At 40.7% G+C, this 26,049-nt stretch carries 22 protein-coding genes and 1 pseudogene; 13 read left to right on the forward strand and 10 right to left on the reverse strand.

Annotated features, from left to right (window positions below):
• Positions 1 to 431 precede the first annotated feature (431 nt).
• The 4 genes from BLT07_RS02895 to BLT07_RS02910 form a co-directional block, all read right to left on the reverse strand.
• Complete coding sequence (locus tag BLT07_RS02895; protein ID WP_091865660.1) at positions 432 to 1,658, reverse strand: type II toxin-antitoxin system HipA family toxin; 1,227 nt, start codon at positions 1,656 to 1,658, stop codon at positions 432 to 434.
• Entirely contained in the window at positions 1,658 to 1,948 is a 291-nt protein-coding gene (locus BLT07_RS02900; RefSeq protein ID WP_091865661.1) for a helix-turn-helix domain-containing protein, read from the reverse strand. The genes BLT07_RS02895 and BLT07_RS02900 overlap by 1 nt, the downstream gene beginning before the upstream one ends.
• Positions 1,949 to 2,032: 84 nt before the next feature.
• A complete protein-coding gene (locus BLT07_RS02905) occupies positions 2,033 to 3,241 on the reverse strand; it encodes a site-specific integrase (RefSeq protein ID WP_091865663.1) in 1,209 nt (402 codons plus the stop codon).
• A gap of 355 nt (positions 3,242 to 3,596) precedes the next feature.
• A complete protein-coding gene (locus tag BLT07_RS02910) occupies positions 3,597 to 4,544 on the reverse strand; it encodes a nitrilase family protein (RefSeq protein ID WP_091865664.1) in 948 nt (315 codons plus the stop codon).
• A 243-nt stretch (positions 4,545 to 4,787) separates the two neighbouring features.
• Between BLT07_RS02910 and BLT07_RS21665 the strand changes: the two genes are divergently transcribed.
• Together BLT07_RS21665 and BLT07_RS20875 are read left to right on the forward strand one after the other, a co-directional pair.
• Positions 4,788 to 4,979 carry a LamG-like jellyroll fold domain-containing protein gene (locus BLT07_RS21665; protein WP_091865666.1) on the forward strand — a complete coding sequence of 64 codons (192 nt, stop codon included), beginning with the start codon at positions 4,788 to 4,790 and terminating at the stop codon, positions 4,977 to 4,979.
• Between the two features lie 57 nt (positions 4,980 to 5,036).
• On the forward strand, positions 5,037 to 5,210 hold the full coding sequence (locus tag BLT07_RS20875) for a hypothetical protein (RefSeq protein ID WP_175455234.1): 174 nt from the start codon (positions 5,037 to 5,039) through the stop codon (positions 5,208 to 5,210).
• A gap of 193 nt (positions 5,211 to 5,403) precedes the next feature.
• Here BLT07_RS20875 and BLT07_RS02920 read toward each other — a convergent pair whose 3' ends face one another.
• From BLT07_RS02920 to BLT07_RS21280, 3 genes are all read right to left on the reverse strand, one after another.
• Positions 5,404 to 6,090: a 3-keto-disaccharide hydrolase gene (locus BLT07_RS02920; protein ID WP_091865667.1), complete on the reverse strand. Its 687-nt coding sequence runs from the start codon at positions 6,088 to 6,090 to the stop codon at positions 5,404 to 5,406.
• Positions 6,091 to 6,405: 315 nt separating this feature from the next.
• On the reverse strand, positions 6,406 to 7,098 hold the full coding sequence (locus BLT07_RS02925) for a 1-phosphofructokinase family hexose kinase (RefSeq protein WP_245726432.1): 693 nt from the start codon (positions 7,096 to 7,098) through the stop codon (positions 6,406 to 6,408).
• A 23-nt stretch (positions 7,099 to 7,121) separates the two neighbouring features.
• A complete protein-coding gene (locus tag BLT07_RS21280) occupies positions 7,122 to 7,322 on the reverse strand; it encodes a hypothetical protein (RefSeq protein ID WP_245726433.1) in 201 nt (66 codons plus the stop codon).
• Between the two features lie 319 nt (positions 7,323 to 7,641).
• On the opposite strand from BLT07_RS21280, the pseudogene fbaA reads away from it, so the two are divergent.
• The 10 genes and pseudogenes from fbaA (at position 7,642) to BLT07_RS02970 (ending at position 16,508) form a co-directional block, all read left to right on the forward strand.
• Positions 7,642 to 8,504: pseudogene (gene fbaA / locus BLT07_RS02930) on the forward strand (class II fructose-bisphosphate aldolase).
• Between the two features lie 260 nt (positions 8,505 to 8,764).
• Entirely contained in the window at positions 8,765 to 11,023 is a 2,259-nt protein-coding gene (locus BLT07_RS02935; RefSeq protein WP_091865669.1) for a carbohydrate binding family 9 domain-containing protein, read from the forward strand.
• 181 nt (positions 11,024 to 11,204) lie between these two features.
• Complete coding sequence (locus tag BLT07_RS02940; RefSeq protein WP_217633282.1) at positions 11,205 to 12,923, forward strand: GMC oxidoreductase; 1,719 nt, start codon at positions 11,205 to 11,207, stop codon at positions 12,921 to 12,923.
• A 10-nt stretch (positions 12,924 to 12,933) separates the two neighbouring features.
• Complete coding sequence (locus BLT07_RS02945; RefSeq protein ID WP_175455235.1) at positions 12,934 to 13,176, forward strand: Gfo/Idh/MocA family oxidoreductase; 243 nt, start codon at positions 12,934 to 12,936, stop codon at positions 13,174 to 13,176.
• Positions 13,173 to 13,349 carry a hypothetical protein gene (locus tag BLT07_RS20880; protein WP_175455236.1) on the forward strand — a complete coding sequence of 59 codons (177 nt, stop codon included), beginning with the start codon at positions 13,173 to 13,175 and terminating at the stop codon, positions 13,347 to 13,349. Before BLT07_RS02945 ends, BLT07_RS20880 begins: the two co-directional genes overlap by 4 nt.
• Positions 13,346 to 13,900: a gluconate 2-dehydrogenase subunit 3 family protein gene (locus BLT07_RS02950; RefSeq protein WP_091865675.1), complete on the forward strand. Its 555-nt coding sequence runs from the start codon at positions 13,346 to 13,348 to the stop codon at positions 13,898 to 13,900. The genes BLT07_RS20880 and BLT07_RS02950 overlap by 4 nt, the downstream gene beginning before the upstream one ends.
• Before the next feature lie 27 nt (positions 13,901 to 13,927).
• Positions 13,928 to 14,224, forward strand: coding sequence for a sugar phosphate isomerase family (locus BLT07_RS02955; RefSeq protein ID WP_139205093.1), 297 nt, complete (start codon positions 13,928 to 13,930; stop codon positions 14,222 to 14,224).
• A gap of 430 nt (positions 14,225 to 14,654) precedes the next feature.
• Positions 14,655 to 15,218: a CIA30 family protein gene (locus tag BLT07_RS02960; RefSeq protein ID WP_175455237.1), complete on the forward strand. Its 564-nt coding sequence runs from the start codon at positions 14,655 to 14,657 to the stop codon at positions 15,216 to 15,218.
• Positions 15,219 to 15,423: 205 nt separating this feature from the next.
• On the forward strand, positions 15,424 to 16,269 hold the full coding sequence (locus BLT07_RS02965; protein WP_091865681.1) for an aldo/keto reductase: 846 nt from the start codon (positions 15,424 to 15,426) through the stop codon (positions 16,267 to 16,269).
• A gap of 32 nt (positions 16,270 to 16,301) precedes the next feature.
• Positions 16,302 to 16,508, forward strand: a complete 207-nt coding sequence (locus BLT07_RS02970) for a hypothetical protein (protein ID WP_091865683.1) — start codon at positions 16,302 to 16,304, stop codon at positions 16,506 to 16,508.
• A 227-nt stretch (positions 16,509 to 16,735) separates the two neighbouring features.
• Here the strand turns inward: BLT07_RS02970 and BLT07_RS02975 are convergent, their stop codons facing one another.
• The gene (locus tag BLT07_RS02975) at positions 16,736 to 18,169 is read right to left on the reverse strand and encodes an MltF family protein (protein WP_091865684.1); all 1,434 of its coding nucleotides are present in this window, start codon (positions 18,167 to 18,169) and stop codon (positions 16,736 to 16,738) included.
• Between the two features lie 602 nt (positions 18,170 to 18,771).
• On the opposite strand from BLT07_RS02975, the gene BLT07_RS02980 reads away from it, so the two are divergent.
• Positions 18,772 to 20,046 (forward strand): PQQ-dependent sugar dehydrogenase, encoded by a 1,275-nt coding sequence (locus BLT07_RS02980; RefSeq protein ID WP_091865686.1) that lies wholly within the window; start codon positions 18,772 to 18,774, stop codon positions 20,044 to 20,046.
• A 692-nt stretch (positions 20,047 to 20,738) separates the two neighbouring features.
• Here the strand turns inward: BLT07_RS02980 and BLT07_RS02985 are convergent.
• On the reverse strand, positions 20,739 to 24,299 hold the full coding sequence (locus BLT07_RS02985; RefSeq protein ID WP_175455238.1) for a VCBS repeat-containing protein: 3,561 nt from the start codon (positions 24,297 to 24,299) through the stop codon (positions 20,739 to 20,741).
• Positions 24,300 to 24,445: 146 nt separating this feature from the next.
• Entirely contained in the window at positions 24,446 to 26,026 is a 1,581-nt protein-coding gene (locus BLT07_RS02990) for a RagB/SusD family nutrient uptake outer membrane protein (protein WP_091865690.1), read from the reverse strand.
• Positions 26,027 to 26,049: the final 23 nt, after the last annotated feature.

Raw genomic sequence — 26,049 nt, forward strand, 5'->3', positions numbered from 1 at the left:
TGACTTTCCCATACTGATCCGGCCACGGAAAAGCTCCTTCAAGAGGCTTGTATAGGTCCGTCCTTCATGATATTATAGGCTTGTGCAACGGTTACCATTATTACCAATTTGGATTCAAATGTGGAATTTATAGAAGAAATATAAGGTTCAAATCCAAGTTCCCCGATAACCATTAACCTCAACCTAAATAGATATGGGACTATACATATAATAGGTAGCCGAATAGGTCTCGCTCACAGTGATTTGAGTAGTTTTTAATTTCAATTAGTCGGGGTAACGTCCTTCCCCACCTCCAGCACTTATATTTTCCCTCATTCCGCAGGCTACATTCACTCAAATATAAAAGCTTCCGGTTACGCGCAATACAGGTTGTGGTTATCCACCCTTATGTCGCTGATTAAACAAACGCAACCACAACCCGTATTTTATCCCTAGCCGATTTCCGTCATTGCTTTGTCAATTAATTTTTTGGAATTATCACGAACGCCTGAATCCTTGGCATATATATTCCAGTCAGCAATAGCACTTTTTACCTCATTGATAATAATTTTAGGGTTTTTTACTCCGAAGGTAGATGCCAATTCCAATAGATGTTGCTCCCCAGGTGATTTACTTTCACCCGCAACCATAGTGCTGTGTAGTCCATGAGATGAATTTGAAAAGGTAAGATCATAGGCCGGGGCCAACATCCATTCTCCAGCAGCGTTCATTAGGAAGGATATATTCTTGCTATGGTCGTCCCGATTATGGCTATAGACATTGAAAGCAGCTAACCGAAGTACTTTTGAATAGGCGGCCACATGGTTTTCAAGACGAAAAGCGCAGTCCATTACATTGCCATAGTCTAAATTGCTATACCGAAAATTGTCGTTCAAAAGTCCGCTTGCAGAATGTAAATGCAAGCGATCATTTTGTACTCTATCGAATCTTTTGGTCGCAAAATATGTTGCCCCGGATGGACCTTTGAATAATTTGCATTCGGACATTTTTATACCCGCAGCTAATGCCATTTTATAATACGCATATTCTATTTGAGCGATATCGGGCAGATCAGTTGACGACGGGAACTTTATTATCCAATGTTCGTAGCCTTTAGGGAGTGACGAATGCCCATGTATGAGATGATTGGTTTTAGTATTATAACCCACAAAAATTTTCGGTCTTGCGCCACCGGAAGAACCGCCAAGATTGAACAATTCTTCTATTACACTGGAAGGTGTGCCCGACAGTACTTTATTCATTTCCTGAGAAATTTCGTCCAACTCCATAAGGGTATCAGACTGAACTTTCGAGTTTAGGGACGGTTTATAGGTTAATGCGCCCATGCCACCGGAACCCACATAGGCCAAACGGTCCAAGGGTGTGATTTGATTTAGGGATATTCCCTTTGACAATAAGGTTCTATCCAATAGCAATCTACCCCAACCATCGGGCAACGAATCATTGAACACTCCGAAGAGCCCTTCAAAAATTAGGGTTTCAGGAGTTAAAATAGTATCGGAAAGTTTCAGTTTAAAAGGAGATAACTCTAACCCCTTTTTTATAAAAGTATCATCGTACTTGAAATAAATGGTACCATTGTCGGAGACCATTTGACCAACGGCAATAGGGGTGTCTGTAAAACGAAGGTAAACTTGCAGTTTTTCAATCGGTTCCATTAGCTTTTCTTTTTTGAATCAAATAATTTCTCAATATGTTTAAGGTCATTATCAGCCTCCAAAACTCTTTCAAAATCGGATAACCGACCTAGAACAAATACCAACTTTAAAAGTGATTCCAAGGAAACTTGCCCTTTGGTTTCGAAACGTTTTAAGCTGCCCAGGGATACTCCCGAACGTTCTGCTAGTTCATTTTGGGATAGTCCCTTCTGTTTCCGAAGTTTTTTATGTTTGCGCGCTAGTTCTAAACGGACATCCCCAGGAAGTTTGTCGATGCTATACTTATTCACAATATGGATTATATATTAGCTAAAAATACTATAATATACAATAAATAGCTAATTTATTATCTATTTATTATGTTTGTTATTTCATCATAATAATACTTCTACGGCCTCATCCAATACTTCAACGCCAAACTCGCGGACATACGCTTTTGTAGTCAGAACACTTTGATGCCCAAGCGTCTCTCCGATTACATCAATGCTAATACCTTTCTCGCGTAGGCACATAGCAAAACTATGTCTTGCAACATAGCTGGTCACATTTTTTGTTATACCCGCTTTCCGTGCTAATATTTTAAGTGCCTTATTGTATTGTGATAGAATCTTATGCTTTCGATTTTCAATCTGCATAGGAGTTAGAGAATCATGCAGTAAAATTGGAAAAACGTAGTTGGTATCCCTCCTGTTTTCATTGTAATAATTTAAGATCTCTCTTACCGGTGGTACGATCTTTAGGGAGAAATTGCCCTGGGTTTTCGCTCGTGCATAAGTGATTCGCGTTTGGGTTATATCTGACCACCTTAAGCGCATCATATCGGCAAAGTTCATGCCTCTGGCATAGAAGCTAAATAGAAAATAGTTCTTTGCATTAAGGAGTTGAACATCTCCTTCACAATCAACATTTTTGAAAGATTCAATTTCTGCCATTGTTAGTGCGTGCTTGATCCGTTTGCCACGAAGCTTTGATATTTTGTATTTATGGAAAGTGTAGAGGTTTTGCTTAATCAGATCGCGACGAATAGCCAAGTTGAATATGGTTCGTAAGCTTCTCATGCGAACAGCGATGCCTCCATTTGAACCACCCCGACTCCTGAGAAATACCTCGTACTTATCAAGAAAGGTTACATTGATTTCCCGCATGTGCAAAACGGATTTTTTATGAAATTTTCTAAGGGAACGAATGGTATCTCGATTGTTTCGGGCATAACCCGTCCTTCCTGATAGCACCAAATCTTTAACCACAGAATCCCAGAATTCGAATAAATCGATTTTGCTTCGTTTCGAGCCAAAGCGAAAACGGTTTTCAAATTCATTGAGAGTAAAATCAACATCGTCTATTTCAAATTCAGAAATAATATTTCGGGCTTTGATTTTGATAGTATCCAACAAACGATTGTTTTGCATCGCATTCGGGTGTCTGGTCTTGAAACAATGCTCTTTATCGTCCCACCGTTCTTTTTTGACTAAAAGCCCTGTAGCGATAATTTTTTTCTGTCGGTCTTTTAGCACTTGTAAAACGATGGAATGTTCGCTCTCGGCGTTTGCTTTTGTCTTCAGTTTTAGCTTAATACTTACCATGCTTTTTTATTAAGGGGTGAAACATAGGTGAAACAAATGCCACCTTTTTTGAAAACGCATGAAAACAAGTAAAAACAAAAACCCAGTAAATACAAGGGTTTCCAGAGATTGAAGAAAACTGAAAACAAATGAAAAGACAAATATTCGCGCTGTTAATCAGAGGGTCCTTGGTTCGAGCCCAAGAGGAGGAGCTAGCAATAGCAAGGCTTCAGGAGTTTTCACTCCTGAAGCCTTTTTTATTTGCACGCAATTTGCACGCAAAACTGTCCAAAACTAAATGGATTAAGAGCAGTTTGAAATAGATTGGGGCAGGTCATGGGGGCTAAACAACAAATATTGTAAACCTAAGTTATTACTAATTGGATGCTTTGCCTTTCATCCATATAGGACAGGTTTCCGATTTGTGATCACTACCAATGATGTCCTTATAGATTTCTGGTCGTCGAGCATTTCTATACCTCCAACCTCCAGAAAGTTTAATTTTTTTCTTTATTACCCGTGCAACGGTAATAGCATCATCGAATGATTTTATTTCAGCTAATACTTCTCCGTACGGGTCAATTATCATGGAATTACCGTTTTTTAAATGTTCACCATCGTAACCAATAGGGTTTGTAAAGGCATAATACACTCCATTATCGTATGCCCTCGCTGGCAGCCAACGCATTAACCATTGTCTTCCCTTAGGTCCGTCAAATTCCATTCGCAGGGAAACAGGGTCCTTTTCACGATTCTGCCAATACCTATCTTCCACATAGCCTCTATGTGGCATTGCCGATGGCGTGCAGCCTGTAACGTGTGGCGCAAAAATGACCTCCGCGCCTAATAGAGTGGTTGCCCTAACGTTTTCTATTACATTGTTGTCGTAACAAATCAAAATTCCGCATTTCCAACCTAAAAGTTCAAATACGCAATAAGTTTCGCCAGCAGACATATGAGTGCTAATGAATGGATGTATTTTTCTGTGTTTTGCCACTAATCCATCTCCATTTACACATATATAACAATTGAATAATTTCCCTTCTGTTTTTTCAACTAAACCCGCTAAAATGGGGAGCCCATATTTTCGGGAAATGGCAATCAATTCCTGCGTACTATTTCCATTAGGCACTTCTTCAGCCAAATCTGTTAATTGATCGAGACTTAAATCTTTAGTGAACGTGTAGGCAGTGATAGACATTTCATGAAAACTAATTACATCAGCCCCCTCGTACTTGGCTTTTTCCGTTAATTTTTTAATTATAGATAAGTTATATGTTTTATCTCCATCTTTCGGCTGAAATTGTGCAACTGCTATTTTCATGTCTAAATTTTATACCTGTTTATAGAATTCAAATTTTACGTTAAAATCCACTAGTTCTTTTAATTTCGACAATCTTACGTGCTTTTTGCTAAAATTAAAAAATTACGCCGTTCTATCCTTTAGTAAACTCCACGGAATTAATTTTGTAAATTTTTAAACATAATTAGTCAACTAACGAAGCAAACAATTTCTTTAGAGGCTTTGTAGCGAGAGTATTTACCATTGCACTAATGGTACTTTTGAATGCTATTTTTCCTAAATCATACGCAGCATGGTCGTCCCAATATCTTAATGCTTGGCAATTATCCATGCGGTACACAATTTTTCAAAGGTACATTGGATGAAATCAGAATTTATGATAACGTACTTACGGCCAAACAAATCGCTGAACAGTTTAGACTTGACACATCCACATCCAAACTTAAAACTCTATAAACTTATCATGGAAAGTTATGTGTCTTACCATACGTAAGTGAAACGCTTAAAGCACCTATGAGCAATGCCGGTGCACCATTGATTACTGCGGTAATCTCGATGATCATATTAGGTTTTGTTCCGGGAACGTTTAAGATTATAGGAATAATACTTGCTGTCTTGGCAGCCTTTTTCTTGGCATTTGACCCTGGTGATTCTGAAAAAGAAAAGGAGAAGAACAAATTAGGTTAAACCCAAAAAATAAGAGGTAGGTTTGAAAATACCCTTCAAATGTCAATATATACCAAACTAGGTACAGCTTGAATATGGTATAAGAATAGCTCATTACAATAAAAATGCACCTATTTAAATTAGAGGATTTAGCTTTCGGAATATATTTTTGCGTCAAGAAAAACTAACGACATTGTTCAACCCTTTATTATTTTTAATTGGACAGTTCATTTATTTGGCTTAAGGCTATTTTTTTAAATTCTACTTCAGACCCTTCTGCCTGTATAGCAATTTGACCTTCCTTTGCGGTAGCGTTGTATCCATAATTCACTAAATCCCCATTTACCCAAACCTTTATTTCATTTCCCAAGCACTCAACAATCATTTTATTCCATTCCCCTAACGGATTCTCGGAATTATCCGTGAGGTTAAGTATTCTGCGTTTTTTACCGTCAAGACTACCCCATTCTGACCTTGGTCCTCTTCGTTCTTCCATATTTTCTACCTCAATATCTTCGGCAATAACCCAAAAATCACCTGCATCCTCATGGTGCATTTGCACTTCTATTGATTTGGGAAACATTTTATACAGGACTCGTGGCTCAGATGCATGTACCAAAACTCCACAATTTCCAGGCTCACCAGTGAAACGGTATTCGACCTGCAATCTATAGTTCTTGTAAATAGCATCAGTAATCAAATGGCCCCTCGGAGTACCTAGACTAACCAAGTTTCCATTTCGTATTATAAATGGGTTTATAGTATTCGAAATTGTATCCATCTTCGGCACATCTACGTGCCAGCCACTTAAATCCTGTCCATTAAAAAGACTGATCTCTCTTTCCTTTTGGCAAGAAGTTATCAATGTAATACTGAGTAAGAACCCTAATACAAATCTCATAATATCCTTTTTGGTTAAATTAATGATTATATCTCCTCCTTAGATTTAAAATTAAACATCTGTTCTGAAACAATAGTAGTGAAATTTTTATCTCCTATTTCCACTAGTTGTTATGAACCTCTTGATATTTAGGTAATGGAGATTCACTTATTTAGATTTTGTCTCGCTTTTAACAAAATAATGGACATAGAAGATTTACTTTAATATAATCACTGAATTACCTTCTAATTAATAAATTGTATAAGAACTTTAATTTTTAAAATTTTCTTTCTAAAAATCAGAAAACCATATCTTTTAATTGAAAATGGTAGGCTATTATTTCTTATTTATTTGAACCAATGGAAGCAAAACTTGCACATCTTTTAACCGTAACATTCCTAAATTCTCATTCATACAATTTGCCGCACCACAGGCGACACCATATGCAGCAATTTGATTTAATGACAAATTATTAGATATAGCATAGGCAATTCCGGCCGTTAGGCAATCACCGCTGCCAACAGTGCTTTTCACATCTTCGACTTTAACATTTGCGTGAAGATATTGGTCCTTCAAATAAAGAAATAGACCTTCTTTTCCTTTAGTAATTGCAAGCATTGAAACATTATCTTTTAAGTATTTCCTGATTTCTATGCGATTCTCCACGCCAAAATTACTTATCGCTTCATGCTCATTAATATGTAGGCCATAAAATTTACCTTTTAAGGCATTTTTCAATTGTATCCCTGAGCAATCCGAAATAGCCTTTTTATTTTCTTTTTCACAAATTTGAAGCAACTGCGAATATGCATCCTCTGGGGCTCCTTCGGGCCATGAACCGGAGAGACAAACCCAAGTAGAATGGCGTAACGTTTTGCGAAATTGAATTTGGAATAAATTCCAATCTTGAGCCGACATTTTTGGACCGGGTTCTAGCAATTCAGTGTTGTTCAAATCATTATCCAATTCAGATCTAAATGTGTAGCACTTTTGGTTGTTACCATTAAGTTGCGGTCCTAAGATTTCCATTCCTGTTAGTTGATGAGCCTCTTTTATCCAATGCCCATTAGTACCAGCCCAATTCCCCAATAAAGAAACCTCAAGATTAACTCTTTTAAAGCCATTGCCACATGAATACCCTTTCCTCCAGGAAATTCCATCATACCTGAGATTCTGTTGGCTTGGCCTTTTTTGAAAACAGTGAGCCAGGCGTAAGTATCTATTGATGGATTCGGGCAGACTGCAAGAATCATAGTGGTATGTTTAAGTATTATAAAATCGAAAAAATATAATAATTTTTGAACCAAAACTTTCTCTAATCAAAATTATACGAAAGATATTTAAATATAAAATCTTTCGTTACCTTTTTATTTATATTTTTATAAAAAATCAACCCTGTTGTTGATCTTTTATTTGGACAGTTGATAAGAAATCGGAGGCAAGTAAAAATTGAAGAAACCACAGGTAAAGAGATGAAATGGCCTTTTTCTATTCTTTAGCAAGAATAAGGCTACTCCAACGCACAATACTTTATTGCGCATTTACCTATACTGTATGATTTAAAATTTAACTATGAAACATAAAATAAACCCCGGGGTTGCAACGGGTAATGAAGTACAGGAAATTTTTAGATATGCTAAAAAAAATGGATTTGGGTTGCCGACCGTAAATGCCATCGGGTCCAACACCCTCAATGCGATACTGGAAACGGCTGCCCGTTTAAATTTTCCAGTGATAATTCAATTTTCGAACGGTGGAGCTCAGTTCAATGCCGGTAAAGGATTGTCAAACAAAAACCAAAATGCTGCGATACTGGGAGCCGTTGCAGGTGCCAAACATGTAGACAAATTAGTAAAAGCCTATGGTCAATGGTAATCTTACATACCGATCATTACGCAAAAAAATTATTGCTTTGGATTGATGGACTTTTGGATGCTAGTGAGCAAAACTATAAGCTTAAGGGTAGACCGTTGTTCAGTTCACATATAATTGATCATTCAGAAGAGCCTTTAGAACAGAACGTTTCATTTTGTAAAGAATACCTAAAGAGAATGAGTAAAATGGGTATGACCCTTGAAATAGAATTGGGCATTACCGGAGGTGAAGTAGATGGGGGCGAAAATTCAGATGTCGACGATTCTAAGTTCTATACGCAGCCAGAAGAAGTGGTATACGCTTATGAAGAGCTTTCGAAAATAAGCCCGCAATTTACGTTAGCTACCGCTTTCGGAAACGTTAATGGTGTCTACAAACTAGGAAATGTAAAACTCACTCCTAAAATCCTTCAAAACACTCAAGACGTTGTAACAAAAAAATATGGTGTAGAATATAACCCTATTGATTTTGTATTCCATGGTGGTTCAGGCTCTAGTTTGCAAGAAATACGGGAGGCCAATGGTTACGGAACAATTAAAATGAATGTAGACACTGACTGACAATACGCTTTTTTAATGGGTACTAGGGATTATATTCAAGAAAATAAAAATTACCTATAGTCTCAACTAGGAAACCCTAATGGCCCCGATGAGCCAACTAAAAAGTTTTATGACCCGCGAGTTCGGCTTAGAGTAGGTGAAAAAACATTGAGCGAACGCCTAAAGAAAGCTTTTGAGGACTTAAACAACGTTAATGCGCTGTAATTAACCATTCCCTTAATAATGCTTTTAAAGTTGGGTTTATAAAAAATGTCGAACTCATGAGATTTCTTTTTCTTTTAATCTTGCTAATACTTTTCGCATTTGGAAATGCCCAAAACCTTCCTGGAATAAAACTGGAGATTAAAAAATTAGAGGGAGAAATTGTCTTGGACGGGGTCTTGGATGAACCAAGTTGGAAAGATGCGGATGTAGCAAAAGATTGGTATCAGAATTTTCCGGTGGACAGCCTACCCTCGCCTTTCCAAACGGAAGCACGCTTAACCTTCAATGACGAGTTTATATACGTTTCCTTTGTTTGTTTTGACGATGACACCCCAGATGTGGTCAGCACGTTACGTCGAGATTTCAACTATCCGCTTAATGATAATGTCTCTTTCATCTTTGGGCCATACAATGATCGTTTGAACGGCTATTTTTTTAATGTTACGGCCGCCGGGGCAAAAAGGGACGGAACGGTATCCAGCGGGGGAATTGGTGAAAACGCTTTCAATATCTATTGGGACAATAAGTGGTATTCTGAAGTGAAAAGGTACAAGGATCGATGGATTGTAGAAATGGCCATACCTTTTAAAAGCCTTAAGTATAAAAGTGACTTAAAGGAGTGGAACGTTACATTTGACAGACTTGATAAAAAAAGAAATATAAAGTCTGCTTGGGTACGCACTCCACGCCAATTCTACACGGGTACCTTTGCTTATGCGGGTCAGTTGGTGTGGGAAGACCCGATTCCTGAGGCCAAAACAAATATTTCTCTTATTCCTTACGTATCAGGTGGCTGGTTTGAAGACAGGGAGGTAAGTCCAATTGAATCCTCTACCCAACTACAGACCGGTTTCGATGCCAAGGTAGGCATAAACCCCTCAATGAATCTGGATATTACCGTGAACCCTGATTTCTCACAAATTGAAGTGGATGAGCAAATTCTTAATCTGTCCAGATTTGAATTTCAGTTCCCGGAACGAAGACAGTTCTTCTTAGAAAATGCAGACCTTTTTGCAAATGCAGGTTTTGAGTCGGCCAGACCATTTTTTTCAAGACGTATTGGCATTGTTCAGGACACTTCAGGTATTTCCCAAATAGTACCTATTCTGTATGGTGCCAGGCTTAGTGGAACCTTAAATGAAAAATGGCGTTTGGGAGCCATGAATATGCAAACGAAGGAAATGTTGGACTTGGGACTGCCGGCCCAGAACTATACCGTCGCCACTGTGCAAAGAATGTTCTGGGAACAGTCGAGTATTTCCATGACTTTTGTGAACAAACAAAGTTTGGGTGTACAAGAAAGTGATTCTCTAATCTACTTTCACCCAAGCATTTTCTTCAAAGCGAACGGAGAAAATATTCTAAGACCCAACACGTACAACAGGGTAATCGATGCCGATCTTGTACTCAGAAGCAAGGACAATAAATGGTATCATAGTTCATTTTTGGCAAAATCCTTCGATGCCATGAATACGGCAAAGACCCTATCGGGCTCCGCCTTTTTTCAATATGCAGACCGCAATCTAAATGCAAATGTGGGCACCTTCTTTGTTAATGAAAACTTTAATGCGGAAGTGGGTTTTGTCCCTGGAAGCACTGTTTATCCAGGACAAATTGGCTATTATTCCGAAGTAGGCTATAAAATATACCCAAATAGTAAAACTGTTCTTTCCACCGGTCCAAAGGCGGGAATAAACACCATATATCTGCCCGATGGAACCTTGGCAGACCGTGAATACACCCTTGGCTATACCTTGGATTTTAAAAATTCCGCAAACTTAATAATCGATTATAAAAATATCTTTCAACAACTGACACTTGATTTTAGCCCGGTTAATAATACCGAGAACAAATTCTTCAAAGGGGAAAAATTTCAATGGAATACCATTTCAGCCACCTATCAAAGTAATACGACCCGAAAATTCAATTTTTTATTGAACTCTACCTATGGTGGGTTTTACAATGGCACGAATCTGAATTTGGGAGGCGAGTTTAATATGCGCTTTCAGCCTTACGTGAATGTTACTATGCGCTTTGACTACAACAATCTTAAGTTACCGGACAATTACGGAGATGAAGAATTATTTCTTCTGGGTCCTAAACTAGACGTGAACTTTACTGACAAAATATTCTTCACCGGATTTTACCAATATAATAATTTGAGTGATAATATGAATTTGAACGCCAGATTGCAATGGCGCTACAAACCAGCGTCAGATTTCTTTATCGTTTATACAGAAAATTATTTCCCCGCAAATTTTACTAGCAAAAATCGTGCATTGATATTTAAACTTACCTATTGGTTGAACCTTTAGATTTTGTGCCCAATAAAAGTTTAAATAACCGATTCATAATTTCCCTTTTTAAACCTCAAAGCACTGGTTCATATGTGTCAATCTAATGGTTGTAAATTTTTTGTAACAATCATGTTATAAAAGAAAGAGATAAAATCATTTCATTAGAAACATCTATCATTTATCTTGGACCAAATTAAAAATGGATCATTTAAATCGAATGAAAGATTCTGAACAAACCTATGATGCCATAGTAATCGGTTCCGGTATATCTGGCGGATGGGCCGCAAAGGAGCTCTGCGAAAAAGGACTAAAGACCTTGGTGCTGGAGCGGGGCCGCGACGTGCAGCATATCAAGGACTACCCGACGGCCCACATGGATACATGGGATTTTAAATACAGGAAACGTATGACCCGGGAGTTCTATGAAAAGAACCCCCTGATCACCAAGGCGTCAGGGTTCGACGATAGCACCGACCATTTTTTCATCCGGGACGACGACCACCCCTACGTACAGGAAAAGCCCTTTGATTGGATCCGTGGCTATCAGGTCGGCGGAAAATCTTTGATCTGGGGCCGGGCATGCCAAAGATGGAGCGATGAAGAGTTCAAGGCGCCCCACAAGTTCGGATACGGTATAGAATGGCCCATCGGCTATGACGATGTGGCCCCTTGGTATTCACATGTGGAAAAGTTTGTTGGGATCTGCGGAAACAGAGACGGCCTCGAGTCCATGCCCGACGGCGAGTTCCTACCCCCATTCGATTTCAACTGTGTCGAGGAACATATGCGCGATACGATCGACGAGCACTATCCCGACCGGCATCTGGTGCATGGAAGATGGGCCCACTTGTCGGAACCAACCGAAATCCATAAGCAACAGAACCGTTCAAAATGCCAGGCACGCGTACTCTGTATGCGTGGCTGTCCTTTCGGGGCTTATTTCAGCAGCAATTCGTCGACTCTGCCCTGGGCCGCCAATACGGGCAACCTTACCATCCGTCCCTTTTCCGTGGTGCATTCAATACTTTACGACGAAAAGACCGGAAAGGCCTCCGGGGTCAAGGTAATAGATACCAACACGCACGAAGAGATTATATATAACGCACGGATCATTTTCCTGAATGCCTCGGCACTCAACTCCACCCTGGTCCTGCTGAATTCCAAGTCGGACCGTTTTCCCAACGGACTGGGGAACGATAGTGGTGTTCTGGGAAAATATATCTGTTTCCATAACTATCGGGGCCATTTGAATGGAAAAATGCCTGGATATCGCGATGTATACATGTACGGGAAGAACCCCGTAGAATCGATAATCGCGAACTACCGTAATTTCAAGGAGCAGGAAATGGACTATTTTGGAGGTTTTACCACGTTCTGCGGGGCATACCGGCCAAGGGCGGATGAACGGGAGAACAGTGACGAACAGATTGGGGCCGATTTCAAGAAAGCCATAAGCGAACCGGATGACTGGCATATCTATATGTACATTCAAGGGGAAACCATTCCAAAGGCTTCGAACCGCGTATACCTAAGTCCCGACAAAAAGGACAAATGGGGCATCCCCCTGTTGGTAACCGACGTAGCGTACGATGAAAACGACGAAAAGATGTTGGCTGACTTTCTGGAACAGAGTAGGGTCATGATGGAAAAATTCGGGTGTACCGACATTACAGCGGTGGATAACGGCCAGGCCCCGGGACTTGATATCCACGAGATGGGAGGTGCCCGAATGGGGAAAAGCCCCGAGGATTCGATTCTGAACGAATGGAACCAGTTGCACAACTGTAAGAACGTGTTCGTGACCGATGGTGCCTGTATGGCCAGTACCGGAAACCAGAGCCCATCCATCCTGTACATGGCGCTGACGGCACGTGCCGCCGCTTATGCGGTGGACCAATTCAAAAAAGGAATATTATAATGTACTATATATGGAGAAAAAGGTAGGAGTAGGCCTCATTGGATCACAATTTATATCCACCATACATTTTGAGTCTCTAACAACCGTGGCCGATGCGGAGGTCCTGGCGGTAATGTCCCCGACCCAGGCAAATGCCTCGGCATTTACCAAGGAACACGGTATACTCTATCAATTTACGGACCTCGATGCGCTTCTGGCCATGGAACGAATCGATAGGGTCGTCATTGGCACGCCCATTTCACTGACTGCGTGAAGAACGACAGGGAGCCGCTGGTAACAGGTGAGGACGGAAAGGCCGTGCTCGAGGTCATTTTCGCGGCCTATGAATTAGCGGGAACGGGAAGGAAAGTACAATTGCCCTTTACAACGGAAGTGGAAAAACCCTATAAAATTCGGAAAAAGACCTCAACAAATAGAACAGAATGAAGCGAAGAAAGGCAATGGGCCTAACGGCCACAATCTTGGGCGGAACGATTATCGGAACGGAACTTTTACTCTCGGGCTGTACCGACGGGGCGGAGCGTAGAACATCTTTTTCCGAATCCGATATCGTACTTTTGGACGAGCTCGGAGAAACGATATTGCCGGCAACCGAGGGTTCCCCGGGGGCGAAGGCGGCAAAAGTTGGTGCATTTATAAAGAACATTGTAAACGATTGCTACAGCAAAAAAGAAAGGGGAACCTTTCTAAAGGGGATGGGGGAATTTGAACAATCGGTGAAGGAAACCTACTCGAAAGGGTTCTTGGAACTCGACAGGGTTCAACGGCACGAGCTTGTGGTCAAACTGGACAAGGAGGCTGAAAGTATCAATGACGGAATAGACACTCAATTCTATCCGATTGTGAAAATACTGGTCATCGAGGGATATTTTACATCCGAGCCCGGTCTTACAGGGGCATTGCGCTATAATCCTACCCCTGGAAAGTATATAGGGTGCGTTCCTTATATCGAAGGAGAGGGCTACATAGGGGGATAATAAACTTTTAAAAGGGCATGGTATTCCATGAAAATACCATACTGTTCCCACTACGCTGAAATGTTCCAAAAAGCCGCAGGTTCCGTTCTCCCCGAACTTAGAGAAGTTCAGCAGAATTGGATTTGTACGGCCACCGGAAATTTGCCGATCGGGAACTATGATGCCCTGGTCCATGAATATAAAAAGACTCTAGGGAGTTTCGAGCAATTGGGCATCGTCAAGTTGGACGATTGGGGTGGAATCCCGATGGATTCGCCAAATTCCTGCGAGACCGTTATAAAAGAGACTATCCTGCTTCCAATGTCAATTCCGGATGAAAGATAAGTTTCATTGAAAAATGATAGCTTATATACAAGCTGGAATAATAATGAATTTATTCGGCCTTCAGAAATTATTTCCTAAGACAGAGTAGCAGGTCTTATGTAAAATTTGTGATGCCAGGATTTTATTGAATTCTCAAGTAAAAGTAACGGTACAGCCGTATGTTCGATCAATTGTCGGCTCCGATTAAAATTGGGAATCTAGATATTCAATAGAGTGAATACAGATTATATCGAGAGAAAGATTAATGGGATGTTTTCTTATCATCTTCCAGAGATAATTTACGTTATGCTCTAGATCAGCAAATAATAGTAAAGGAAGAGCTGCTGAAGACCTAGAAAAAATGTACCTTCTACTATCGGATAAATAGAATAAGTCAAATAATAGTTCGATGCGAATAATACTAATTTTTACGATTATAATAACCTATTTTATGTCCAACTCAAATAAAAATATAGATAGTCCGACTACGGAAAATAATAAGGTGAAATCTGACTCGACCAGAACAATGCTTTACAGCTTTCTTGAACAAGGCAAAGGTAAGTGGCGTGTGCAAGATGATGTCGTTATGGGAGGCCGCTCCGATAGCCAGTTAAAGATTACGGAAAATAATCATGCCCATTTTTATGGACGCGTCTCTTTGGAAAATGATGGCGGTTTTTGTTCGATCCACCAAACTATGGAAAAGAACCCTTACCGTATCCCTGATAAATCAAAGGCGTTTTTATTACGTTTGAAAGGAGATGGCAAAGATTACAACTTTCGCGTCAGGACAAAAAACGGACGTCACTCCTATGGTTTTACATTTTCTACAAAAGGTGACGGTTATTGGGAAAGCATCTCTATTCCTTTTAATATGATGGAAGCTTCGTACCATGGAGAACCGGTGGAAGTACCTAATTATGCTGGAGAAAATGTCATGGAAATGCAATTATTGATTGGTAACCAAAAAGAAGAAACTTTCGAAATTTTTATAGAATCTATAGAGATTATCTGATTTAGATATTTCTAAGAAAACTATGATCAAAAGTGACTTGGGACCTAATCGGCAGGAGACAGTTCCAAACCACTCCTTCACTTTATTTGTATCAAAATTCGGAAAAAGTCAGAAAGCAATACATTTATAAGACCCTAATTCAAAGTTTAAATAAAGGGTAATCTCGAAGGCCGGTGAACAGCACAACTTCAAAAAAGATAGTAGTATGGAAGTAATGACCTTAAATGACAACAATACCATGCCTAAGTTAGGTTTCGGCACCTATAAGTCCACCGAGCAAGAAGGGGTCGAAGCGGTGAAAACAGCATTGAAGGCGGGCTACCGACTGATCGACACTGCAGCCAAATATGAAAACGAAGAAGCCGTGGGCAAAGGTATCAGGGAAAGCGGTGTGGCCAGGGAGGAGATTTTTGTCACCACGAAATTATGGCGTGAAAAGCTGGGCTATGAAGAGACCAGGGCCGAACTTGATAGGTCATTGTCCAAATTGGGCCTTGACTATGTCGACCTCTATCTCATACACTGGCCCGCAAACAAAAAAAACTATTCGGATTGGCAAAAGACGAATGCGGATACTTGGCGGGCAATGGAGGAATTGCAGACCGAACGGAAAATCAAGTCCATAGGGGTGAGCAATTTTTGGCCGGAGCATCTGAACGCCCTTTTCCGAACGGCCAAGGTCGTACCTGCCGTCAATCAGATCGAGTACCATCCGGGCTATTGGCAAGCGGAACTGACCGAATTTTGTAAGGAGAGCGGGATTGCGGTCGAGTCCTGGTCACCGCTGGCCAGGGGAAAGGTCTTTGACAACAACGTTTTGAAAGAAATTTCAAAAAAACATAACAAATCCGTTGCGCAGGTGTGCCTGCGCTGGATCTTACAAAATGATGTCATCGTAATCCCGAAATCCTCGACGCCGGAAAGGATCAGGGACAATATCGATGTGTTCGATTTTGAACTGACACAGGAAGAAATTAAACGTATAGACGCCCTTCCGACCTTTGGTTTTAGTGGGGAACTGCCGAATATCTGGCCGGATAGGGTCTACTAGCATCCATCCCTGCATATCTTGGTGCAAAAAAGATGAAACCGTTCTTTGTACTTATCGCAGTTTTCATACTGGCGCTACGCATCATCAAATGGGGTGGCGGTGCAAGGGACCTTCCCATTTCGGCCCGGATCGCAATGTCGTCAACGCTGGTCTTTACGGCAGTCGGCCATTTTGTGTTCGCGGAAGGGATGGCCATGATTGCCCCCCTTATAATGAGAAATATTTACCATGACCATTGAATAAATATACAGTGCACGATAATTGCAACCATTGCACAAGTCCATTTTATCTACCTTTGAATTACTCATGTTTCACTCTCCACTTCTTAAAACATCTTTACTGAAAATAAATCAAATATTGAAACGTGGTTGCGTTTCTCAATGATAATTCAGAAGGAACTTTTAAAAAGAGGTTTGAACATTTTACTTCGTTGTAATATGTTCGGCAAAACCAATTTCTATCAATACTATTGCTTAATAAAATTCTTATAATGTTCATATCGCTCAAAAATTTGATCCACGTAATTATAAGGCTCAATGCCGTTTACATAACCATAGTTTACCAATGGATGATTGAAGCTTTGAGGATAGCTTAATGCCAACATCATTTCATTTACGTTGTCATCCCAAATATTTGCATTTAAATTATTCAATTTTGCCAGTTTTCGAGCGTCCATGATATGGTAATAGCCACTATTGTATGCGCCCATCGTAAATTTGATACGTTGCACCGTATCTGTAATTTCCTCAAAATTATCGTAGATACTTTTCAAATATTTGGAACCTGCATTAATATTGTCAATGGGTTCAGAGCTGTTGGCAACACCTAATTCTTTCGCGGTACGTGGCATCAATTGCATCAATCCTTGAGCACCTGTCCATGCATTGGCTTCCGTATCAAAACCAGACTCTTGATATACCAGGGAGGCTAATAACCGCCAATCCCAACCTATCTCCAAAGCATTTTCCTTTATGATTCCGTCATATTGGCTAATCTGATTGTTGGTAAGACTGTAGAACTCACTGTTCACGCGCCGATTAAAATATCTTTTGTTCTGAAAGTATTTATTGTAGATTACGTAATAATCGGCTGTCTTTTTCTGACTTTCAATCCATTCGTTGATTTTTTCCAATAATACTCCGGAATCTTTGTTGACCGCCCATGCGATACGTTGGGAAAAACTAACAGGAACGGATACATCTAAAATCGGATAATAGGAAGCATTAATGGTAGCAAGGTTTTTATCTGCTATGGTATAATCCCTTTCTTCTTCAGCTACCATCTTTATTATTTCAGCAGTAGATATTTTTCCCAAAATGGTATCTATTTTGATGGTTCCGCCAATTTCCCGGGAGAGATTCCCAAGTCTTTCAAAATAGGAAGAATTGAATCGTACCGATACGGTATCATCTATGAGTTGGATCGGGTCTCGTATTAATTTTTCCCGTATTTTATCTAAGGTCAATTGACGCCAATTATCAGGTTTTCTTTGTACCAATACCTGATTGGTCAGATAGAGGTAATCGGTAAAAGCCACTTTTTTTTTCCGTTCGGAAGTAATTGCCAACCCGTATGCCACGAGATCGACATTTCCTTTCTCCAATTCTGACAACAATGAATTTAGGTCTTCCGCTACGATAAGCTCGAGTTCGAGACCGAAGTGCGTTGCCAGTCGTTGCAAAAGCTCGTATTCATAGCCCATCGCCCTTCCTTTGTACAAAAAATAACTTGTACTGCTATACGCAATTAGCGCTTTTAATTTACCATCCTCTATTATATCCTCATAATCCCTTATCGTTGCAGTTGCATTATCATTATGATCATCGGTCTTAGCGGAATTAGAATTGCAGCTAATACATAATACTATACCAATGCCAAGCAGGAAAAGTTTGTTATACATATCTCGTCCATTTAGGTTAATAAGGGATTTTATTGAATTTCTTTTCGTTGAAATTAAATCAATCGGTCAAGGGAACTCACGGAGTTCCGCCATTAAAAAACTAAGCTCGATTTTTGTTACTAAGCCTGCTGTCGCTAATTAAAAGAGCTGATCGAATTTTCATAGTTCACTTCGGAAATGCCCTAGCCTTTAACCAAATGTTAGGACTATGTGCACCTATCTTATAGCTCGGTGCACTGGCTAAAAGATACTAAAAAAAGGGGATATCATTTTTCCGGATATTTTAAATGGTTTTGCTTAGGCAAAAAGTTCTTCATTATGGCTTTTAAAGACCGGATATAGCTTTTGGATTATCCAGAGTGGTCCAAAGGTGATTTCTTTAGCAGTTTCGGTAATTGACCTTTTCTTTTAGCACCTATGTTTTCTTTCATTCCACAAGCTACATTCACTCAAAAATAGGAGTTTCGGGTGGGGCTTGTCCCGAGTGGCGCCGAAGCCGCATATCATTCGTTAATTTGACCTTGTGACAATTATGAGTTTTTGTACTATAAATGGTATTGAAGTAGTACTTTTAACGCTTACCAACCTCTTAAAAGCATTTTATGAATATATTACGCGCTACCCGAAACTTATCGGTATTAATCGCCACTCTTGTATTTGCATCAGTTTTCTTACAATGTAAAAGCGAAACCAAAAAAGAGGTAAAAGTGGCTGTCAATGAAACCATTTTGACAGCTCCCGAAGGATTTTCCGTTAAAGAGATAGGAAAGGAATTGGGAGCTGTTCGGCATTTGACCGTTGCTGAGAATGGGGATATCTACGCAAATAGAGCGGTGCTAAAAGACGGCAAGAGTATTATTCTTCTCAGGGATAAAGACAAAGACGGCACCATAGATGAGCAGAGGGAATTTTCCAATGTTCCCGGGACGGGTATTCTTGCGAAGGACAATTACCTCTACGCCTCTTCTAATTCGGGGGTGTATCGCTATAAATTGAATGATAGTCACGAAATTATTGATTTTGATACGACAGAAAAAATAGTAGACGGACTTATCGATATGGGGCGCGACAATGCAAAGCCATTTGCTATCGATGGCAACAATAACCTCTATGTAACAATAGGCTCTTGGAACGATGCCTGTAGGGATGAACAAACGGAAAAAGGTATGATGCCCTGTACGATATTGGATTCCGCTGGGGGTATTTGGAAATTCAACGCCGATAAACTACATCAGACCTATGCCGACGGAACACGATACGCAACGGGTATTAAAAATGCTGTTGGAATCACATGGAATTCCAAAACGAATTCTTTATTTGCCACCGATCACGGCCGAGGCGGCTTGGGTGATTTTTATCCAGACCTCTTTACTAAAAAACAAAATAATGAACTGCCCTCTGAAACATTTTATGAATTAAAAGAGAATGATAACGGGGGGTGGCCCTATACCTATTTTGATCATATTAAAAATAAGCGAATTCTTGCGCCAGAATACGGTGGAGATGGTGAAAAAGCAAGTAGCGAAAAATTCGTTGATCCTATTATGGCTTTCCCCGCACATTTCGGTCCAAATGATGTGCTTTTCTATACGGGGGATATGTTCCCTGAAAGATATAAAAATGGGGCGTTCATCGCTTTTCACAATCAATCGTCGGAGCTTAAAAAGGGCTTTTTTGTAGCTTTTGTCCCTTTTGAAAATGGAAAGCCAAATGGGGATTGGGAAATTTTCTTGGACAATTTTTCTGGAATCGATTTGGCGACCCCAAAGGAAGGAGAGGGACTAAAACATCGACCCTGCGGTTTGGCACAGGGCCCCGATGGTGCGCTCTATGTCAGTGATGATTTTGGAGGAAGCATTTTTAAGATAACGTCTTAAATATCTTTATAATCAATTGGATAGCATCTTATGCCTACGATTTTCGATTTGCATGGGTGTAGGGCATCATGTAGTAAAATTGGAAAGACGTCATTGGTATCCCTCCTGTTTTCATGGTAATAGTTCAAGACTCACCTTGTGGTCGTTACAATTTTCAGCGAGAAGCTGCACTGGGTTTTAGCCTTGGCATAAATGATACGAGTCCGGTTGGAGGTCAATGAATCTAGTATATTACGACAGGCAGGAAACACTTTTCATCAATTGAATTCACGTTCTAAAATCCTTGAGCCAATTTTTGTGGTGACCTCACGGAAACAACTTCAAGAGAATCATTATTCTTGGCCACTACGATATTCCTGGTTCCGTTTATTTCAATAGTTTAATCAGAAAAAACAAGGGTACGGCCTCATCAATATAAAAGCAAAGCTCGTGCCACCTCACATTTTAGGATAGGAGTAATCATGTTGGTAACGAATCTGATCAAGTTCGCAGAATTGCACAACTTTTAATTCTGACTTATTGAATAAACCATATCTAATGGTAAGCGGCCAGTTGGGTATGAAGGCTAACAGCTACGAAATCTTTTTTGTTCACCTGTCGTAAACCATATTCATAGTATGATTCCAACTACGATTGAAGAATAGGTTTGCCGCTCGATAGGTGGGCGGATGTAAAGGTGCTGACCGTTATAATTAATTCGGAAGGTCAATTATTGTCTTCTTCCCCACGAAATCATAAAGTTCGATTTGTTTTTCTCCGTCATATAGTTTGAGAATGCGCGATGATTGTGATAAGTACGAAGAGCCGTAATAGCATTCCTGCCAACGTTCCGTGCCGTTAAAGTTGACAATCTTGACCTTCAAGGTGGCTGTTGGAACATCGAAAAGGGTGCACTCCTTTTCAGGATTAACCGTGCTATATAAACGTAACCGACCTGAATTTCTTCCGAAAAGAGCTATAAATTGGCCGTCGATTTGAAGCGATACGGCACCCCTGTTGTCACCATCAACAAATAAACCCGTATGCGAGTTGGAAAACGGTTCGAAGTCCCCTTTGCCATTTCCTCTTAAAAAGCAGCCCTTAAAGGCGTCATATCTACCGCTTCCTACTTCTGTGCCGAAATCGTTTCCTGTTAGCACAATATCCAAAAAACCATCGGAATCGAAGTCCTGCACCAAAATACCATAAACTGGAGCCAACTGGGCTTCCCGTGGAAGATTGATCAGTTCAAATTGGCCATTCCCATCATTGCGGAGATAACTAGTGGCGAAATTAAAGGCTTTGACCTGATAGGCACTGCTTTTTTCTTTTGGGGATAAAAGGTCGTCCAGCTTCGCCTGGGCATAACTGGCATAATCCGGGAATTTTTTCTTCATCGCTGGAATCTGCTTGATGAAATCGTCTCTGGAATGTATAGGGTGTTCGACGCCGTTGACGTAGGAGGTAAGAATAGGGTCTAAAACACCGTTGCGGTCGTAGTCTAGGCCATAGGCGGTTATTGGTTCTTTGGGCGAAGCTTTATATTTGGTGTTCAGGCCTAAGTTACCAAGAATATAATCGATGTCGCCATCTTTGTCAAAGTCACCACCATTAATACTGTTCCACCATCCAGAAGTGTAAGAAAGACCTGTTTTTCCCGATACATTTTCCAATTTCCCGTTGTCATTTTCAAAAAATTGAATGTCCATAAACTCCCCGATAGCGATAAGGTCGGTGTCTCCATCGTTGTCGAAATCCGTCCATAGGGCGTCCGTGACCATTCCAATTTTTCGTAATGCTGGGGCCAGTTGGCTGGTTACATCAGTAAATCGTCCGTTTTCGTTTTGCAGCAGATAGCTGTCAGGTGGTAATGGATATTTAAGGGGTACGAGTCTTCCACCAACAAAAAGATCCAGATCGCCATCCCTGTCGAAATCTGCTGCCCGCACACAAGAACCGCTTGACAACATAGTCGGAAGTGATTTTTCATCCAACGAAAAATTACCCTTGCCGTCGTTATTGTAGAGCCGATCTTGAAAGTATTCCGAACCTTCATAAAATTCATTACTGCCGCTTACAATGTACAGGTCTTGATCTCCATCGCTATCGTAGTCAAAAAAAAGGATGCCCGTATCTTCCTCATATTTTTCCTTTTCGTTTTTGACCAAGGGCTTCTGTTCGAACCGTTTATCCGGTTTGCTGTAAAAGAGCTGTCCGCTACGGTTATAACCGCCCCCTACGAAGAAATCTTCCCGACCGTCCCCATTGATGTCAGAAACGGCGATTCCTGGACCTTGGCGGGAATGTTTATGGGGAAGTAGAAATTGCCGGTTAAAATCGAGATAGTCTTCTTCATCGTGTTTGTAATTAATTTCATAGTTATCGGTGACTTCCTGAAATAGTAAGGAGGCTGGGGCAACCGAAGGTCGTTTCAAACTGTCGGTCGCAGTTTTCGTTTTGTTGATTACCAAAAGTTGATTAGCTTTCAGGTCACATAGAATGCTGTATTTTCCGTCCGGCCATTCCACGGAAAGACTGTCGATTGTGCGAATGTCGCCGAGTCCAAAATGTAGTTTGTAATCCACGGAAGATTGGTAACCCCTAGTAACGGATTGTTGGAGCATTTGTATACTATCACTGGTAAACAATCGAACTTCAGCCCCTAAGGCATTTAGGTTTAAGCTGTCTCCCACTAGACCGATATTGATGAAATTATGGTCGGGAAGCTTCTCGGAACGGTTTTCATAAATAAATGCGACCGAATTTATGGTATTGGCAACGATATCGAGATCACCATCGTTATCCAGATCGGCATAGGCCGTGCCGTTAGATAAGGACGGTTCGTTTAGACCCCATTTTTCGGAAACATCTTGGAAGCTCAAATCACCGTTATTTTTAAACATAAAATTGGAAAGAGCAATGGAGGGCATTTGCCGTGCTTTTCGTTTGAGCGCGGCATCAAGACTATCTTGGGTAACATTGCCCGATAAAGACCCCGTATAGTTAATAAAATCGAGATCGGTAATATCACGTAAATAACCATTGCTCATAAACAGATCTTTCAAACCATCATTGTCAAAGTCGGCAAAAAGGGGCGACCAGCTCCAGTCCGTTGCCTGAATACCTGCCAACTGCCCGATTTCGGAAAAAGATGTCGGATAATTACCTACTTGTCCGTTATTGAGTTGTAAAGTGTTCCGCATATATTGCGGCATATAACCTTGTTGCAACGTATATTGAAAAAGGTCGTAGTTCAACGGACCGGACATTTTTTTTTCGTGGAAGTTGTCACGGGGCAGCATGTCAGCAGTGACCATATCGATTAATCCGTCATTATTAAAATCGGCCATATCGTTACCCATACTAAAATGGCTGACATGGTCGAGATGGGTTTGGGACATTTGGTCAAAAGCGCCCTGTTGATTATTGATATAGAGGTAGTCGTTCGCAATGAAGTCATTGGTAACAAAAATATCCTCCCAACCGTCTTCGTTTACATCGGCAATACCTACACCCAGCCCCATGCCATCATACCGGATACCTGCTAGTAAGGATACATCGGTAAAGGTGATTTTGTAGGATTCGGTTTCCTCGTTCCGATATAATCGATCGTTTGCCGGTCCGCTTCCATCCTTGATCAAGGGAAGCACGTTGTTGGGGTCCCGAATGGCGTTGGTATGGTTCAGAAGATAGAGGTCGAGATCGCCGTCTTTATCATAATCGAAGAATGCGGCCTGGGTGGAATAGCTGGTATCGGCCAGACCGAAAGTTTCGGCCTTTTCCTCAAAAGTCTCATTGCCTTGATTAATAAAAAGTAAGTTTTTGCGCTGTCCGGGCTCATAGTTGCCCGAGCGGCAAACATAGATATCCAATAGACCGTCGTGGTTGATGTCGACCATGGTAACACCGGTAGACCATCCAGGAATATCGATTCCGGCCGATGCGGTAATGTCTTCAAATTTTAAACCTCCTTTGTTCAAGTACAGACGGTCATCGACCATATTTCCCGTAAAATATAAATCTGGCAAACTGTCATTATTGATATCCCCTATGGCCACCCCCCCTCCGTTATATACATAGAAAAAGTCGACCATATTAAAGGTTTCGTTTTCAACTATACGGTTATTGAACGTGATGTTGGAGCTATCGGAAGATATTTTACGGAAACGGATTTCGTAGTTTTGGGTATCACTATCACGAGATTTCTCCCCAATACAAGACGACAGAAGGACTAACGCAAAAATTAAGACAAATAATGTTGGTAAACGGTTCATACGTGTCATGTCAATTTCAACATTTTCGAAAGATACTTCTAATTGAGATTTTGTAGCGATTTCGAATAAAAAAACCTGCCAGAAGCGGCAGGTTTTTTAAAATTAATCTAATCTGGACAGATCTGGCAGGAAGGTCCAAAAGTAATTTAATACGCTGGATTTTGAGTAACGTTCGGATTGCCCAGTACTTCGTTCAACGGTATCGGTAATACATAATCTTTTGCCGAAAGCGTACGATCTACATCGTAGGTGTCTATGAATTCCTGAATGTATTCCCCAAGATAATCAGGCGAACCGCCGAAAGTACTTTTGCGCTTCAGTTCTGGATAGGTCTCACACTCCATGGCGAATTCAAGTACCCGCTCGTTCACGATAGCATCCCTTAAGGCATCTTGGCTCAAACCTGAGAGCGGTTCAAGACCTGCTCGTGCTCGTACCAGATTGATTCCAAAATAAGCGTCTCCCGTTCCACTTTCGTTAGCCGCTTCTGAATGGCCCAATAAAATATCGGCCAAACGAACATATACGATATTCTTCTCGGTATCGTTGGAATTGGAAATTCCCATCTCTGTATATTTTGCAGACCATCCATCGGAGAATATAAGTTCATCGGGATTGTTTGGATCGGCATCAGCGGAAACCATTCCACCAAAACGGCTTAGATTATAGGGTGCAGCATCGCTCCAGTGAACGATCGGCAATTCTCCTTTGGCAGTTTTTCCGGGTCGTGTACTTGGATATTCGGTGATAAAAGTACCTGCGATACGCTTATCTGCGGGATCGTACTTTTCACGAAAAGCTTTGGTAGCATTGATCCAGTGCCAACCAACACCTCCTAAATCGTTTGGCAAATCACCGGGAATATAATGTTGGTGGTAATTTTGGTTTTCTCCCGCATTGGCAGAAGATGAAACTTGGGCCTCGAATATACGTTCCCCTGAATTTTCGGTAGCAACGGCAAAATTGTCGGCAAAGTCATCAAAAAGTGCAAAACCGCCATCATTGACAATCGTTTCTGCAGTAGTTCGTGCCTCGTTCCATTTTTCATCCTGTAGATAAGCCTTGGTCAATAGGCCCAAAGCTGCCCAATGGGTCGCACGACCTATATTTTCTGAAGTATAAGATTCGGGCAAAAGGGCGGCAGCTGTATTAAGGTCCGCTTCAATCAAATCCAACGCAACACGTTTACCGTTTTCGTTTGAGGGTAAATCTTTATCACTCAAAGTTTTTTCGGTAGTAACCGGAATATCGTCGAAATAGCGAACCAGATTGTAATAATAAAAAGCCCTCAAAAACAGGGCTTCACCCTTAACACGGTCGATCAAGGCGGTGTTGGGCACTCCGTTTTCTTTGAGCTGGTCGGCTTTTTGAATAAGTGCATTGGCCCTATTTATATTCTCGTAAGATATTCTCCAATAGGTAGCAATGTAGTCATCGCCTGGGTTAACGTTACCGTTTTGAAAATCCAGTGGACCTTTTTCCCATCCTACTTGATAACCTACAAGGCACTCAAATACAAAACGATCATAAAAATGGTTGAACCAATCACGCCCATAACCGATGCCGTCATAAACGGCATTTACACCAAGTTCTAATTGCTCTGCAGTACTAAAGAAGTTTTCCTGTGTGGTAAAATCAGGATTCTCTTCCAAATCGGAACATCCTAAGGGTATAATCAAGGCTATCACCCAAATCAATCTTACAAACTTAAAATTTATTGTTTTCATAATGCATTTTTTTTGTTAATGTA

It is taken from the genome of Pricia antarctica (assembly GCF_900101815.1).
Lineage (GTDB): Bacteria > Bacteroidota > Bacteroidia > Flavobacteriales > Flavobacteriaceae > Pricia > Pricia antarctica.

Bases quoted from the DNA above. Each gene is read 5' to 3' on its own strand.
- BLT07_RS02895 (WP_091865660.1), bottom strand. From the start codon at position 1,658: ATGGAACCGATTGAAAAACTGCAAGTTTACCTTCGTTTTACAGACACC.
- BLT07_RS02905 (WP_091865663.1), bottom strand. From the start codon at position 3,241: ATGGTAAGTATTAAGCTAAAACTGAAGACAAAAGCAAACGCCGAGAGC.
- BLT07_RS02910 (WP_091865664.1), bottom strand. From the start codon at position 4,544: ATGAAAATAGCAGTTGCACAATTTCAGCCGAAAGATGGAGATAAAACA.
- BLT07_RS21665 (WP_091865666.1), top strand. From the start codon at position 4,788: ATGCTATTTTTCCTAAATCATACGCAGCATGGTCGTCCCAATATCTTA.
- BLT07_RS20875 (WP_175455234.1), top strand. From the start codon at position 5,037: ATGAGCAATGCCGGTGCACCATTGATTACTGCGGTAATCTCGATGATC.
- BLT07_RS02920 (WP_091865667.1), bottom strand. From the start codon at position 6,090: ATGAGATTTGTATTAGGGTTCTTACTCAGTATTACATTGATAACTTCT.
- BLT07_RS02925 (WP_245726432.1), bottom strand. From the start codon at position 7,098: ATGGAAATCTTAGGACCGCAACTTAATGGTAACAACCAAAAGTGCTAC.
- BLT07_RS21280 (WP_245726433.1), bottom strand. From the start codon at position 7,322: ATGATTCTTGCAGTCTGCCCGAATCCATCAATAGATACTTACGCCTGG.
- BLT07_RS02935 (WP_091865669.1), top strand. From the start codon at position 8,765: ATGAGATTTCTTTTTCTTTTAATCTTGCTAATACTTTTCGCATTTGGA.
- BLT07_RS02940 (WP_217633282.1), top strand. From the start codon at position 11,205: ATGGATCATTTAAATCGAATGAAAGATTCTGAACAAACCTATGATGCC.
- BLT07_RS02945 (WP_175455235.1), top strand. From the start codon at position 12,934: ATGGAGAAAAAGGTAGGAGTAGGCCTCATTGGATCACAATTTATATCC.
- BLT07_RS02950 (WP_091865675.1), top strand. From the start codon at position 13,346: ATGAAGCGAAGAAAGGCAATGGGCCTAACGGCCACAATCTTGGGCGGA.
- BLT07_RS02955 (WP_139205093.1), top strand. From the start codon at position 13,928: ATGAAAATACCATACTGTTCCCACTACGCTGAAATGTTCCAAAAAGCC.
- BLT07_RS02960 (WP_175455237.1), top strand. From the start codon at position 14,655: ATGTCCAACTCAAATAAAAATATAGATAGTCCGACTACGGAAAATAAT.
- BLT07_RS02965 (WP_091865681.1), top strand. From the start codon at position 15,424: ATGGAAGTAATGACCTTAAATGACAACAATACCATGCCTAAGTTAGGT.
- BLT07_RS02970 (WP_091865683.1), top strand. From the start codon at position 16,302: ATGAAACCGTTCTTTGTACTTATCGCAGTTTTCATACTGGCGCTACGC.
- BLT07_RS02975 (WP_091865684.1), bottom strand. From the start codon at position 18,169: ATGTATAACAAACTTTTCCTGCTTGGCATTGGTATAGTATTATGTATT.
- BLT07_RS02980 (WP_091865686.1), top strand. From the start codon at position 18,772: ATGAATATATTACGCGCTACCCGAAACTTATCGGTATTAATCGCCACT.
- BLT07_RS02985 (WP_175455238.1), bottom strand. From the start codon at position 24,299: ATGAACCGTTTACCAACATTATTTGTCTTAATTTTTGCGTTAGTCCTT.
- BLT07_RS02990 (WP_091865690.1), bottom strand. From the start codon at position 26,026: ATGAAAACAATAAATTTTAAGTTTGTAAGATTGATTTGGGTGATAGCC.